Here is a 14,334-nt window from a genome sequence, read left to right as displayed (position 1 = left end):
GCCCAATGCAATGCCAACCATGCCGCTGGAGACGGCACCGTCTGTCGACTTCGCCGCGGAACTCGCGCGCTTCGCCGACAGTCCTGCCGTGGTGTCGGATGACGCTACGCTCAGCTACCGGCAGCTGGCGGACCGCGTGGAGGCGGTCGCTGGCCGGCTTGGTCCGGAACGGCGGCTGGTGCTGCTGGCGGCGTCCAACGACGTCGATTCCCTCGTGGCCTACCTGGCTGCGCTGTCCGGGGGGCATCCGCTGATTCTGGTGCCGGGAGACAAGCCCTCCGCCGTGGGATCTATCAGGGACGCGTTCGATCCAGACGTCGTCATGGAAGCCGGCGCCGGGAACGGGGAACCGAGGATACTGGAGATGCGTCCGGTCACCAGACACCAGCTGCATCCGGACCTTGCCCTCCTGCTGAGCACATCCGGTTCCACCGGTTCCCCAAAGCTCGTGCGGCTCTCGCATTCGAACCTGCAGGCCAACGCGGAAGCCATTGCAGAATACCTGGGCATAGGCCCCATGGACCGGGCCGTCACGACCCTGCCGATGTCGTACTGCTACGGGCTCTCAGTGATCAACAGCCACCTGCTCACCGGCGCTTCAGTAGTGCTCACCGACCTCTCCGTAGTGGACCCCTGCTTTTGGGACCTGTTCAGCAGCAACGAGGCAACGACGTTCGCCGCTGTGCCGTACACCTTCGAGCTCCTGGAACGCGTGGGGTTCTCCGACATGGAGCTGCCGCACCTGCGCTACGTGACGCAGGCGGGGGGACGCTTGGCCCCCGAGCTAGTCCGGCGGTACGCCGAGCTAGGCCGGGAACAGGGCTGGGAACTGTTCGTCATGTACGGCCAGACCGAAGCCACGGCAAGGATGGCCTATCTCCCTCCGCGGCTGGCCGCAGAAAACCCTTCCCGCATCGGGGTACCTGTGCCCGGGGGCAGTTTTCGGATTGACCCGGTGGACGGACTCGATGACGGCGAACTGGTATACACGGGTCCCAACGTCATGCTCGGTTACGCCGAAAACCCGGCTGATCTGGCAGCAGGCCGCACAGTTAGCGAGCTGCGCACCGGCGATCTTGCGCGCAGGCATCCCGACGGACTGTATGAGGTTGTGGGACGGCGGAGCAGATTCATCAAGATCGCCGGGCTGCGCATCGACCTTGGCAGGGTGGAACAGGTCCTGGCAGACCTGGGTGTGCAGGCCACGAGTGCCGGCACCGATGAGCACCTTGTGGTCGCCGTCCAAGGCGACCACGACCCCGGCCTCCTCAGAAAGGTGCTGGCCCGGGACATGGGTATTCCGCGCTCCGCCCTGAAGATATATGCCATGGACCAGCTTCCACGGCTAGGCAACGGAAAGCCGGATTATCGGGCCGTGCTGGCCCTCGCCGAGCCCGCCCCGATCCCGCGGAAACATGCGCCTTCACGTGCGGAAGGACCGCAGGACGTGCGCACGATTCTGGCCGAGCAGCTGGAGGTCCCTGCCGTCGAAGACACAAGCACCTTCGTGTCACTCGGTGGCGACTCGCTGTCCTATGTGGCTACGTCGGTCCGTCTGGAGAACGCGCTCGGCTCGCTGCCGGACGACTGGCATCTACGGCCCGTCGCCGAGCTGGAGCGGGGTGCACTACCGGTTCGACGGCGGAAGCTGCTTGCACCGATCGAGTCCAGCATTGTGCTGCGCGCCATAGCGATCGTCTTCATCGTCAGCACGCACATCGGGCTGTTCCATTGGGAGGGCACTGCCCACGTGCTCCTGGCAGTCGCCGGGTACAACTTCGCGCGCTTCCAGCTGCGGGGCGAACGCACCAAGCGGCTGCGCCGCCAACTGACCAGCCTCGCGCGGATAGTTGTCCCGAGCGTCGCCTTCATTGCCATGGCCTACGCCATCACCGACGATTACAGCGTTGCCAACATTTTCCTGCTGAACGCACTCGTCGGCCCCCAGGAGGTAACGACCGAATGGCACTTCTGGTTTGTGGAGGTTCTGACCTACCTCCTTGTCTGCATGATCGTGTTGCTCGCTATTCCTTCGCTGACGCGGCTGGAACGGCGGTTTCCCCTTGGTTTCCCGCTCGGGCTCACCGCCGTCGGCTTGGTCGGCCGCTTCGAAATCGTTGATCTTGGAGTGCCCAACACAGGTCCCGCCCTGTGGTTGTTCGCCCTCGGGTGGGCCGTGGCCCAAGCCCGTACCGGTGCCCATCGCTGGCTGGTTACCGCCCTCGCACTGATCAGCGTTCCGGGCTTTTTCAATGACCCGCCCCGGGAGGCAACGCTGTTGGCCGGGATTGTGGTGCTCGTCTGGCTGCCGTCCCTGCCAGTACCCCGCGGTCTGCAGCGCATAACAGTCCTGCTGGCCAGCGCGTCGCTGTACATCTACCTCACCCATTGGCTCGTCTTTCCGCCCCTCCTCTCCATTCATCCGGCGGTGGCTGTAGCCGCCTCACTCGTCTCGGGAGTGGTCTACTGGGCCCTCGTCATGCGTCTGGCAGGCCTGAAGCGTCGCTGGGCGAAGCAGCACCGGCACAGAAAACATGCAGAACCCTAGATGACGGTGCCCCGCCCGGGGCCGGTGGTCTGGGAGTTTCCCCGTGGCAGCGTAGTCGGCGCCGGCGGGTTCACCAGTGGCGGCTCAGCGTATCCGGAGCTTCACCCGGTGTGGCGGCGGAGGAACGCCACGCTGCGCTCCAGCACCTGCCACGCCGCTTCCAGCTCCAGGTTGAACTGGAACTCGTGCCCCAGCCCGGCGTCCGTTTGGGGGAAGAATTCCTCCACCACCGCGCCCTTGGCCCGCAGCGCTTCGACCAGCCCGAGCGAGTGCGGCAGCAACGGGTCGGTGTTGCCTGCAGAAACGAAAGCCGGCGGGTAGTTGGCGCCCACATGCCGGGCCACGGAGGCCAGGGCGATGTACGGCCGCTCCAGGTAGTCCTTGGCCCCGGTGTAGGACCACAGCACCGTCCGCAGGTAGTTCTGGTTCCCGGCTTGGTCCGCCCCGGCGAGCGAGAGGTCGTACGCCCCGCAGTGCAACAGCACGGCGCGCAGCCGGTCCGGCCTGGTGTGCGAGGCAATGCCCAGCCTCTTGGCATAGTCCGGGTCGGCGATGACCAGCGCCAGTTGCGCAGCGATCTGCGCGCCCGCCGAGTCCCCGGCCAGCACGATCCGCTCGGTATCGATGTGCAGCCGGTCGGCATTGTGCTCCAGGTAGCGCAGCGCGGCGGCTGTTTGGCGCACCGGAGCCGGGTAGCGGCGCACATGGGCCAGCGAATAGTCCACCCCCACGGCGGTGAAGCCGTAGGAGGCGAGGATCCGAAGGTAATTGGCGACGTCGTTCTTGGTGCCGGAAATCCAGGCCCCGCCGTGAATCCAGACGATCGTGGGAAGGCGCAGCGAATCCTCGGCCGCCTTGTCCGGGAAGAACACGTCCAGGTGGGTATGCCCGTGGTTGCTGAGGTACTCCTGATCCAGCACTTCGCTGATGCCGTCCGGCACATGCCTTGCCATGGCGCGGGCCGTGCGCCGGCCGTCCCGCTCGGACAGCACCCGCAGCAGCACCGCCAGCGGCCGGGGGCTGAAGCGCAGCCAGAAGACCAGGCCGCCGGCAAGAGCCGCCGGGACGGTGACGAGGACGGCGATGGCTGCCAGTGCGCGGCGGAAACGGACCCGCATTGCTTCCTCCCGATCGGCCGGTAGTGAACCAATCGTGAGGCCGCCCCGCCCGCAGGGCAAGTCCCTCCCCCGCCTCCCGCCAACGGCCGGCAAGCCCCGCCGGCCAAAGGGCCGGAATGCCCGTCAGCCGAGGGCAACCACCAGGCTCAGGCCGGCCAGCGCCAACGCGACCGGCGTCATGGTCCACCGCTCGGGCTTGCTGCGCGAGATGGCGTTCATGAGGACGCCGACGAACAGGTACGCCGTCAGGATCCAGATCAAGACGAGCGACGCGGTCTCCGGCAGCGTGGCGAGAAGCTGCGCCCGGTCCATGATGATGAAAGCGAAGAACGCATACAGGACTACCGAGACCGCGCTTCCAAGGCGCAGCTTCGCCGGCAGGGTGCGGTGGCTTCCTCCCCAGGCGAACCGGCCCAGCGGCAGGCCCGCGGCAAGCAGGATCTGGAAGACGGCCAACAGCGCGAAGACAATGCACGCGGCGATGGCCGCAACGGTGATCATGGGGAGCAGTGTAGCGGTGCTCCCTCCGGCAGCGGTCAGGCCGCGACGCCGTCAGCGGCTGGCGGCCCTGCCCGTCAGCGGCTGGCGGCCCTGCCCGTCAGCGGCTGACGGCCCTGCCCGTCAGCGGCTGGCGGCCCTGCCCGTCAGCGGCTGGTGACCTTGCCCGTGAGCGAGGCGATCGGCCGCAGGAAGATCGGCCGGGCCAGGAACCAGGCCGCCACCGTCACCGCGATGGAGGCCGCGAAGATCCAGAAGCCGGTCCATCCGCCGTCGTCCGTAGCCGCGTACATGTGGTTGAGGTTGCGCAGGGCGCCGGTGGCCAGCACCAGGGTCACGTGCACGATGATGAACAGCACGAAGTACACCATCACCGGGAAGTGGATGGCCCGGGCCGCCTCAATCGGGAAGTACTTGTTGACCGCCGCCCGCTTGGGCCAGGCGGCGGAGGTGCGCAGGCCGGAGACGATGGCCAGCGGGGCGGCGATGAAGACGGTCGCGAAGTAGGTCAGCAGCTGCAGCGCGTTGTAGTTCACCCAGCCGTTCTCCAGTGGCCAGTCCAGCGATGCGTACTGCAGCACGGCGGAGAGCGCGTTCGGGAAAATGTCCCAGCTGGTGGGCACGATCCGCATCCAGTGCCCGGTGGCGAAGATCAGCACCATGAAGACGATGCCGTTCAGCACCCACAACGCATCCAGGGTCAGGTGGAACCACAGATTCAGGGTGATCTTTGTCGGCGGGTTCTTGGTCTTCACCAGGCCCTTGTTGTTGCGGGTCCAGTACGCCGGCGAGCGCGTTTCGGCGCGCACCTGCAGGCCGGTGCGGATGATCAAGACGATCAGGAAGAAGTTGAGGAAGTGCTGCCAGCCCAGCCAGGCGGGCAACCCGACGGGCGCGGACTCGGGCAGTTCGGAGCGGCCCGGGTAGGCGGCCAGGAAGTCCTGGACGCCCGGCATGGTCCGCAGCCATTTGGCCAGCAACACCAACAGCAGAAGCACGACGACGGCGGCGGCCACTGCCGCGGTGATCTTCAGCCACGTCTTCCGGGTGCTTCCGGACGGTTTCGTCGAAGTGGACATCGCCAGCTTTCCTCGTTTCCTGCTTCCCGACAGTCCGGGCTCCGTGATTCAAGGTACCCCGCCTGCGCGGCATCGTGCCACAAGCCCGGCCGTGGCGGCCAAAGCCGCGCCGCCACCCGGCGTTGGCACGCGCTATTGGCCTTTCTGCGGCATCCATTTCAGGCAGTAGCGCAGGTTGGCCGTGACGGTCCGCACCGCGGCTTCTTCGTCTCCGGCCGCGATGGCATCCGCGAGGTCCTCGTGTCCGGCGCGCAGGCATCCGTCGAAGCCGTCCCGCAATCGCTGGGCCATCTTTGCCCCGTGGAACACGTCGCCAAAGCTGCCGTACAGCTCGTGCAGCAACTGGTTGCCGGAGGCCTCGGCCACGGCCAGGTGGAAGTCCCAGTCCGCAGCGATCCAGCCCTCCAGGTCCTGCTCCGCCCAGGCGCGCCGGCGCCGGGCCAGCATTTCCCGCAGCGCCCCCACGGCGCCGCCATCGGCTGACGGCTCCGACCGCGCCGACTGTGCGGCCAGCCGCGCGGCCTGGGTGTCCAGCGCAAAGCGCACCTGCAGCACGTCCTCGTCGTCGTACTCGCGGTAGGCGCGGCGTGCGGTGCCGCTGATTTCGCTGGTGGCCCGCACGTAAGTGCCGTCGCCGCGGCGCACCTCGAGCATCCCGGCGTGGGCCAGCGCCTTGACCGCCTCGCGCAGCGTGCCGCGGGAGACGCCCAGGCTTGCCATCAGTTCCGGCTCCGAAGGGATCCGGGCATCCAGCTGCCACTGCCCCGCCGCGATGGACTCCCGCAGCCTCGACGTGACTTCCTCCGCCAGCGCCGGCCGCTGGAGCGGGCCGGACCTCACGCCCGCGCCTTCCGCACCAGGCCGCTGACCGCGTGGGCCAGCAGCAGTTGCAGCGCCGCGCCGGCCACCAGGAGCACCAGCGGTATGGTCCAGTCGGCGAGTGCATTGTGCAGCAGGCCGAGGCCGAACGGGCCCAAGGCGGCGAAGAGGTAGCCCACCGATTGGGCCAGCGTGGACAGCGCCGTGGTTTCGGCCGCATCGGAACCGCTGCGGCTGATCACCAGCATCAGCAGCGGGAAAACGCCAAACCCCAGGCCGATCAGAACCGCGGGCAGCACGGCGAGTTCGGCGGGCAGCACGAGCAAGGCGAGATAGCCTGCCAGCGACGCCGCGCAGGTGATCATGAAGGCCGGCCGCAGCAGGCCCGGGCGCGCCGCCATCGCCAGCAGCAGGACGACGGCGGGGATGGACACCAGTTGGACCAGCGCGAGCAGCTGCCCCGCCGCCGCGGCATCCACCCCGCGCGAGATCAGGATGTACGGCAGCCAGCCCATCACGGTATAGACGAGCAGTGCCTGGATGGTGAACAGGCCGGTGAGCAGCGCGCCTTTGCGCGTGAGCAGCAGCGGCCACGGCGACGAGTGGCCCCGGGTCCGCGTGCCTGACTCGCGCCTGCCGGCCAAAGCCATGGGCAGGAACACTGCCAGCCCGACGACGGCCAGCAGCGCCCAGGCGGCCAGGGCGAGCGACGGCGAGTCCAACTGCGCGGCCAGTGGGACGCTGACTGCGGCGGCCACGGTGGCGCCGACGGACATGGAGATGGTGTAGGCACCGGTCATCGTCGACGGCCGGTGAGCGAAGTACTTGCGGATGAACGCCGGCAGCGCCACGTTGCAGACCGCGAGTCCGGACATGGACACCACCGTGCCGGCCAGCAGCATCCCGACGGATTCGATCCCCCGCAGGCCCAGTCCGGCAATCAACAGTGTCAGCGCGAGCGCGATGGCCCGTTCCAGTCCCACGCGGTTGCTCAGCCAGGCGGTCGCGGCTCCGGCCACCGCGAAGCACAGTACGGGAACGGTTGGCAGCAGCGCGGCGACCAGCGGCCCGTACCCCAGCAGCTGCTGCAGGTCGTGGAAGAGCGCGGCCGCGCTGGCAATGCCGGCCCGCAGGTTCAGCCCGATGAGTATCACGGCGGCCACGGCCGCGGCGATGAACCACCGGCGGCGCGCGGCCGGGGCCGGGGCGGGCTCCTGCACGTCCAGCTCAGGTACCAGAGCCTCGGCGAACTCCACCGCCGGAACGTCCTCCCCGCCCGGCTCCTGTCCGCTGCTGGCGCCGTTGGATGGAAGTCGGTTCGATCTCACCCCTAAACGTTAGACGTTTGATGTCTGTGCGGCAAAATGATCCGCTCCTTGGCTGGCGTCCGTTTGGGTATCGGGACTGCGGCGGCGGGAGCACCGCCCTCGTAACCCTCGGGCGGCTGCAGAAAACGACGCCGGCCCCTCGGGCGGGGTGGAAGCCTGTCCGAGGTGCCGGCGTCGTCGTACAGACGGTTGCCGGTTAGTTGGCGAAGACGTCCTGCAGCGTGCCCTGCGGGGTCCACAGCGCCATGGAGTCCCCGCCGTTGTTCAGCAGTGACGCGGTGCCATTGTTGTAGTAGGCCTCGGCGCTGTTGGTGCCGGGACCGGTGTAGACCCGCAACTCCGCGCCGGGGGCAAGCACGTAGCCCTCGCCCACAGCCAGGATATTGTTCGCCGCGTCGCGGATGATGTAACCGCTGGCGTCGATGCTGTGGTTGGCGGTGTTGCGCAGCACCACGTGCTCGCCGGTTTCCGGCTGGACGTCGCTGCCGGCCGGGTCATTCACCGCGCCCGAGATTTCCAAGCCGGTGCCCGCAGGGAAGGGCTTCCGCCCGTCCAGGTAGCGCATGGTCTGGATCGGGAAGTCACCGGTGACGGCATCGACGCCGAGGTCAATGGAGTGCTGGACGGCCTCGGGCGAGTTGGCGGTGTAGACGCCGACGACCAGCCCGGCGGCCTTGGCGTCGGCAACATTTTGCGCCGTCAGGGTGCGGTAGTTGGTGCCGATCGAATCGGCAAAGGCCGCCCAGGATTCCAGCGTGGCCGGACCCGGGACGGTGCTCGAGAGCTGCTGCAGCGCGATCTCGGGGGCCACCTCGGCGAAGGTGCGGTTGGACGCCTCGTCGAAGCCGAGGACTTGGACCTTGTCGGCGGCAACAAGCTTCTTCCAGGTGGCATCGGTGCGGAGCTCGTCGGCGACGAGCTGCTCGATGCCCGGGGAGTTCTTCGGCGACTTGATTTCGATGTACACGCCGGTCTTCACCGTGGCAATCTTCGCGGCGTCATCCAGGTGCGGGATCCGCTCCCCTTGGTACTTGGCGCCGAAGTAGGATCCGGCGTCGAGCTGTTGCAGTTCATCCCAGGTGAAGGACGTGATGGGGTCGCCGGCACGCTCGGGGAAGACCTCCTCCACGTTGGTGGTCCGGGCGGGAGTGTCGTCGTGGAACAGGAACGGCACGCCGTCGGCGCTGAGCTGGACATCGATTTCGAAGAAGTCGGCGCCGGAGGCGCGCCCGTCCTTGAAGGCCGCGACCGTATTTTCGGGCGCGGTGCCGGCGGCCCCGCGGTGGCCGATCAGCAGCGGGGCTTCATCCTGCCCGCCGGGGTTGATCTGCGCGCCGGGGTTGATCTGCGCGCCGGCCGCCGGGGCGGCCACGAGGGTAGCGCCGACGGCGACGGCCGCGGCGGATGTGGTCAATGTTCTGAGCAGGCGAGATGCCATGGGATATGACGCCCTTCGTAGTGGTTTTCCGGGTTTCCCCGCCATCGAGCTTCACAGCGCCAGTGAACCTGCCGGCTAACCGGCTGTGAACAAGGGGTGAAAGGAAACACCACTGCGAGTGGGAGGGACGTGACCGTGACGGCGGCGGCGTGATCCGCCCGGCCGGGGCCCCCAACCGCGGCGGCGCTAGACTCGGAGGGGCATGAATACTTCCGCCAATACCCCGAGCTCGGTGCGCGTCGATGCGTGGCTGTGGGCCATCCGCGCCTACAAGACCCGTTCCGCGGCTACCGCCGCCTGCCGCGCGGGACACGTCCGGTTAAACGGCAACCCGGTCAAGGCCTCCCAGCCGGTGGTACCGGGCGACACCCTGCGGGTGCGACAGCCCGGCTACGAGCGGATCCTGGAGGTGCGCCGGCTGATCGCCAAGCGGGTGGGTGCCGAGGCGGCCTCGCATTGCTTCACCGACCACACGCCGCCGCGCCCGGCCATGCCGTCGCTCGGCATTCCGCAGCGCGACCGGGGCACCGGCCGGCCGACCAAGAAGGACCGGCGGGAGATGGACAGGCTGCGCGGCCCGCGCTAGGTACGGGAGCCCGGAAGCGGTTCGCCGGATACTTCAGGGCGTGCGGACGGTGCGGGGCTGGACCGCACCGTGCCCGGGCTGCCGGTCAAATCTGGCGGTGCCGGGCTTCTTCGCCTCATGCCGTGAGCGTAACTCACTTCACATAACCGGCCGGACGGTACAAGATGGGAAGCGGAGACGGCCGCGCCGCCGTCCCGCTGCTATGTCATCATCTGAAGGAGATCAGGGCTGTGACCACCACTTCCCACGCCGCTTCATCCACCCAGCCGGGCTACCGGGTCCAAAACCCGTCCACCGGCGAGGTGGTCGAGGAGTTCCCCACCGCCACCGACGCCGAGGTCAAGGACGCCCTCGCCAGGTCCCAGGCCGCCTACACAGCATGGAAGGCCACGCCGATCACGGACCGCGCCAAGGTGGTGTCCCGCATCGCGGAACTGTTCACCGAACGGGCCGACGAGCTCGCCGCGATCATCACCGAGGAAATGGGCAAGCCGTTGTCCGAGTCCAAGGGCGAGGCCGAGTTCTGCACCGACATCTTCAGCTACTTCGCCACTGAAGGTCCCGAGCTGGTGGCGGACCAGGAAATCAAGGCCATCGGCGGCGGCCGCGCCATGATCCAGAAGCTGCCGGTCGGCCCGTTGCTGGGCATCATGCCGTGGAACTACCCCTACTACCAGGTGGCCCGCTTCGCCGCGCCGAACCTGATGCTGGGCAACACCATCATCCTCAAGCACGCCGAGACCTGCCCCCGCTCGGCCCTGGCCATCCAGAAGATCATGGACGACGCCGGTGTGCCCGACGGCGTGTACATCAACCTCTTCGCCAGCCACGAGCAGATCGCGGACATCATCGCCGACCCGCGCGTGCAGGGTGTCTCGCTGACCGGCTCCGAACGGGCCGGCGCCATCATCGGCGAGCTGGCCGGCAAGAACCTGAAGAAGGCCGTGCTGGAACTGGGCGGTTCCGACCCCTACGTAGTGCTGGACACCGACGACGTGAAGGCGGCTGCCGCCCAAGCGTGGGCCACCCGCATCGAGAACACCGGGCAGGCCTGCAACTCCAACAAGCGCATGATCGTCATGGAGGACATCTTCGACGACTTCGTGGCGGAGCTGACCAACCTGGCGAAGGATCTCAAGCCCGGCAACCCGGCCGAAGAAGCCGAGGGCACCTTCGCTCCGCTCTCCTCCCGGGCCGCCGCCGAAGGGCTGGCCGAGCAGCTCAAGGACGCCGTCAACAAGGGCGCCACCCTGCACGCCGGCGGCACCCTGCACGATGGCCCCGGTGCATACCTGGCCCCGGCCGTCCTGACCGGCGTCACTCCGGAAATGCGCGCTTACCGCGAAGAGCTCTTCGGCCCGGTGGCCGTGGTCTACAAGGTCAGCAGCGACGAGGAAGCCTTGGAACTGGCCAACGACACCGACTACGGCCTGGGCGGCGCCGTCTTCTCCACCGACGAGGAGCGCGCCCGCAAGATCGCCCAGCAGTTGGAGGTTGGCATGGCCAACGTCAACGGAGTCGGTGAAGGCGCCGACATTCCGTTCGGCGGCGTGAAGCGCTCCGGCTTCGGACGCGAGCTCGGCCCGCTGGGCATGGACGAGTTCGTCAACAAGCGCCTGTTCTACATCGCCGACTAAACGGTCCGGCATCGAACGATCAGCGGGCTCCTTCCCACGCGTGGGAAGGGGCCCGCTGATCTGTGATCGCCTAAAGTCCATCTACGCTCGCGACAGCGCCTCGAAAAGCGCAGCAGCGGTCGCTTGCGGCGAAGGAACAAAAAAATGGCCCCGGATGGTGGCCCGGACGGCACTCAGCGGTGACAACCTGGCGCAGCGGCGGTAAGTTCACAAGACTGGTGCTGAAGCTTTACGGCCGGCTGCACCGACTTTATCAACCCGCCGGACGCAAGGCATGTCATGGACTTTCAGCCCAAGCCCCAGACCAATACGGCTCCCCAGCCCAATTTCGCTCGCGAACCAGCTCCGTCCCGCGCACCCAACAGTATTGCTGCCGGGTACTTGGCACTCATGGTCCGCATGAAGTCCGCCGGCTTGCTGACCCGCCGCAGGGGCTACTACATCACCCTTTTCGCAGTGCTCACGATGCTGCTGGCCGCGGCCTGGACGGGATTCTCGTTGCTCGGGAGCAGCTGGTTCCAGCTTCTGATCGCGGCCGGCATGGGCATCCTGTTCACGCAGTTCGCCTTTCTCGCCCATGAAGCTGCCCATTGGCAGGTCTTCAAGACCAAGCGGGTCAACGAGTGGGCTGCCCGCCTGGTTGGCACCTGCCTGGTGGGCATCAGCTACGCCATGTGGATGCGCAAACACACCAAGCACCATGGATTTCCCAACACCGTGGACAAGGACCCGGACATCAGGACGGGTTCTATCGCCTTCCATCCGGATGCTGCGGCCGGCCGCCGCGGCGCCATGGTCCGTGTCACGCGGCTCCAGGGCTACCTGTTGTTCCCGCTGCTGCCGTTCCTGGGCTTCAGCCTCTATGCAGATTCCTTCAAGTACCTGATCCGGCAGGGCAAGGTGGAGCACCGCTGGCTGGAGCTGGGCATCCTCGTGGCCCGCGCCGCGGTGCTGCTAACGGTTGTCTTCTGGTTGCTCCCGTTAGGGCAGGCGTTCGCGTTCATCGGCGTGCAGATGGCGGTTTTCGGCTTCTACATGGGCGCGTCGTTCGCGCCGAACCACAAGGGCATGCCGATCTATTCCAAATCCAGCCGGCCGGACTTCGTCACCCGCCAGGTGACGGCCTCCCGCAACATCCGCGGCGGCTGGATCATGGACCTGCTGATGGGCGGCCTGAACCGTCAGGTCGAACACCACCTATTCCCTGACATGCCCCGTCCCTGCTTGGGCAAGGCGGCGCCGCTGGTTCGCCAATACTGCCGCGAGCACTCGATCCCCTACACGGAGACCAGCCTGCTGGCATCCTACGCGGCCATAGTCCGCTACTTGGGCGCCGTAGGAATAGCCGCTTCCGATCCCTTCCAGTGTCCGGTGGCGGACATCTATCGCCGGGGTTAAGGCCTCCACAGGTAGGTCTCCCGCCGGGTCTGCAGCCTTCAGGACACCCATCGCCGGCCAGCGGCCTGCAGACGGGTAAAGCAGCCAAAGTTCCGCATGCCGACAGGGTTTCCTTCCCGTTCCGGCGTCGTCCGTGTCCGCGAGGTCATGGACACTGGCTGGGACAGCACCGAGAATGGGCCCATGGACCTGCCCGTAATGCCGCCCGTTCCGCCCATGCTGGCCAAAAGCGTGGCCAAGATACCCGACGGCGGAATGACGTACGAGCCGAAGTGGGACGGCTTCCGTTCGATCATCTTCCGCGACGGCGACGAAGTGGAGATCGGCAGCCGGAACGAAAAGCCCATGACGCGTTACTTCCCCGAACTGGTGGACGCAGTCCGCGAGCAGTTGCCCGAGCGTTGCGTGGTGGACGGCGAAATCATCCTGGTGGGCGAAAGCGGCGACCGGCTGGACTTCGAGATGCTGCAGCAGCGCATCCATCCGGCGGCCAGCCGGGTCAAGCTCCTCGCGGCGGAAACACCGGCCCGGTTCGTGGCCTTCGACCTGCTGGCCCTCGGCGACGACGATCTGACCTCCCGTCCCTTCGAGGAAAGGCGGGCCGCGCTGGAGAAGGCGCTCTCCGCCGTCGTCAAGCCCATCCACCTGACCCGGGCCACCACGGACCCGGCGGTGGCCGAACGGTGGTTCGGTGAGTTCGAGGGCGCCGGGCTGGACGGCGTGGTGGCCAAGCCGCTGGACGGAAAATACCAGCCGGACAAGCGGAGCATGTTCAAGATCAAGCACGAGCGCACCGCCGACTGCGTGGTCGCGGGCTACCGGGTGCACAAGAGCGGGCCCGGCCTGGTGGGGTCGCTGCTGCTGGGCCTGTACAACGACGGCGGAACCCTGGTGCACGTGGGAGTGGCTGGGGCGTTCAGCATGAAACGCCGCCAGGAGCTGTTCGAGGAGCTGCAGCCGCTGATTGCCGATTCGGACGGCCACCCCTGGAACCGTGAGCAGCACGAGGCCGGCAAGCGGACTCCCCTGACGACCGAAGGCAGCCGCTGGAGCGGCGGCAAGGACCTGTCCTTCGTGCCGCTGCGGCCGGAGAGGGTGCTCGAGGTCAAGTACGACCACATGGAGGGCGAGCGCTTCCGGCACACCGCGCAGTTCGTCCGCTGGCGGCCGGACCGCGAGCCGGAGTCGTGCACCTACGAGCAACTGGACGAGCCGGTCTCCTACGACCTGAACGACGTGCTGCTGTAGTGCTTCGACCGGGTCCCGGCGCCCGCCGGCCCGGATGACGTCGCCCGGGTCTCAGCGCCAGCCGGCGGCCGGTGCCACGTGCCGCACGATGTTGTCCAACAACTTGGCGTTGTACGCCACGCCCAGGTAGTTCGGCACCGTCAACAGCACCGTATCCGCCGCCCGCACGGCCTGGTCCACGGCCAGGTCGGCGCCGATCTTGTCCGGCTCGCCGATGTAGCTCTTGCCGAACCTTGAGCGGGCGCCGTCCAGCATGCCGACCTGGTCGTGCTGGTCGGCCTGGCCGCGCAGCCCGAAGTAACGGCGGTCCTCGTCGTCGACAATTGGCATCACGCTGCGGCTGACCGACACCCGCGGAGCATGCGCGTGGCCGGCCTTCTGCCACGCCTCGTGGAACAGGTGGATCTGCTCGGCCTGCAGTTGGTCGAAGGGCACGCCGGTGTCCTCGATCAGCAGGGTGGAGCTCATCAGGTTCATGCCCTGCTCCGCGGTCCACACGGCGGTGGCGCGGGAGCCCGCACCCCACCAGATCCGCTCCGGCAAAGCTGACGACGTTGTCGCCCTTTCTTATCCACTCGGCGTCTTGTGCCCTCCCTGTCCGTGCCACGCCCCTCACAGAATGAGTAGGGAAAATCAC

At 67.5% G+C, this 14,334-nt stretch carries 11 protein-coding genes and 1 pseudogene; 5 read left to right on the top strand and 7 right to left on the bottom strand.

The window, feature by feature from the left end; genetic code table 11:
- The first annotated feature begins 19 nt into the window (after nt 1–19).
- Nucleotides 20–2,548 carry an AMP-binding protein gene (locus AC5RUK_RS04935; RefSeq protein ID WP_494151551.1) on the top strand — a complete coding sequence of 843 codons (2,529 nt, stop codon included), beginning with the start codon at nt 20–22 and terminating at the stop codon, nt 2,546–2,548.
- Nucleotides 2,549–2,649: 101 nt separating this feature from the next.
- Here AC5RUK_RS04935 and AC5RUK_RS04930 read toward each other — a convergent pair whose 3' ends face one another.
- The 6 genes from AC5RUK_RS04930 to AC5RUK_RS04905 all read right to left on the bottom strand — a co-directional run bounded on the left by AC5RUK_RS04930 (nt 2,650) and on the right by AC5RUK_RS04905 (nt 8,828).
- Entirely contained in the window at nt 2,650–3,666 is a 1,017-nt protein-coding gene (locus AC5RUK_RS04930; RefSeq protein WP_494151550.1) for an alpha/beta hydrolase, read from the bottom strand.
- A gap of 123 nt (nt 3,667–3,789) precedes the next feature.
- On the bottom strand, nt 3,790–4,167 hold the full coding sequence (locus AC5RUK_RS04925; protein WP_494151549.1) for a hypothetical protein: 378 nt from the start codon (nt 4,165–4,167) through the stop codon (nt 3,790–3,792).
- Nucleotides 4,168–4,310: 143 nt separating this feature from the next.
- Complete coding sequence (locus AC5RUK_RS04920) at nt 4,311–5,243, bottom strand: cytochrome b/b6 domain-containing protein (protein WP_494151548.1); 933 nt, start codon at nt 5,241–5,243, stop codon at nt 4,311–4,313.
- A gap of 132 nt (nt 5,244–5,375) precedes the next feature.
- Nucleotides 5,376–6,083, bottom strand: a complete 708-nt coding sequence (locus tag AC5RUK_RS04915; protein WP_494151547.1) for a FadR/GntR family transcriptional regulator — start codon at nt 6,081–6,083, stop codon at nt 5,376–5,378.
- Nucleotides 6,080–7,390: an MFS transporter gene (locus AC5RUK_RS04910; protein ID WP_493989718.1), complete on the bottom strand. Its 1,311-nt coding sequence runs from the start codon at nt 7,388–7,390 to the stop codon at nt 6,080–6,082. The genes AC5RUK_RS04915 and AC5RUK_RS04910 overlap by 4 nt, the downstream gene beginning before the upstream one ends.
- 196 nt (nt 7,391–7,586) lie before the next feature.
- The gene (locus AC5RUK_RS04905) at nt 7,587–8,828 is read right to left on the bottom strand and encodes a glycerophosphodiester phosphodiesterase family protein (RefSeq protein ID WP_494151546.1); all 1,242 of its coding nucleotides are present in this window, start codon (nt 8,826–8,828) and stop codon (nt 7,587–7,589) included.
- A gap of 202 nt (nt 8,829–9,030) precedes the next feature.
- Between AC5RUK_RS04905 and AC5RUK_RS04900 the strand changes: the two genes are divergently transcribed.
- The 4 genes from AC5RUK_RS04900 to AC5RUK_RS04885 all read left to right on the top strand — a co-directional run bounded on the left by AC5RUK_RS04900 (nt 9,031) and on the right by AC5RUK_RS04885 (nt 13,697).
- The gene (locus AC5RUK_RS04900) at nt 9,031–9,414 is read left to right on the top strand and encodes an RNA-binding S4 domain-containing protein (protein ID WP_493989720.1); all 384 of its coding nucleotides are present in this window, start codon (nt 9,031–9,033) and stop codon (nt 9,412–9,414) included.
- A 230-nt stretch (nt 9,415–9,644) separates the two neighbouring features.
- Entirely contained in the window at nt 9,645–11,051 is a 1,407-nt protein-coding gene (locus AC5RUK_RS04895; protein WP_494107408.1) for an NAD-dependent succinate-semialdehyde dehydrogenase, read from the top strand.
- Nucleotides 11,052–11,330: 279 nt separating this feature from the next.
- Entirely contained in the window at nt 11,331–12,449 is a 1,119-nt protein-coding gene (locus tag AC5RUK_RS04890) for a fatty acid desaturase family protein (RefSeq protein ID WP_494151545.1), read from the top strand.
- Nucleotides 12,450–12,632: 183 nt separating this feature from the next.
- Nucleotides 12,633–13,697 (top strand): ATP-dependent DNA ligase, encoded by a 1,065-nt coding sequence (locus tag AC5RUK_RS04885; protein ID WP_494151544.1) that lies wholly within the window; start codon nt 12,633–12,635, stop codon nt 13,695–13,697.
- A 51-nt stretch (nt 13,698–13,748) separates the two neighbouring features.
- Here the strand turns inward: AC5RUK_RS04885 and AC5RUK_RS04880 are convergent.
- Nucleotides 13,749–14,249 (bottom strand): annotated as a pseudogene (locus AC5RUK_RS04880) (LLM class flavin-dependent oxidoreductase); the annotation flags it as partial.
- Nucleotides 14,250–14,334 lie beyond the last annotated feature (85 nt).

It is taken from the genome of Arthrobacter sp. Y3223065, from assembly GCF_059090885.1.
This window is presented reverse-complemented; position numbering and strand designations above follow the sequence as displayed.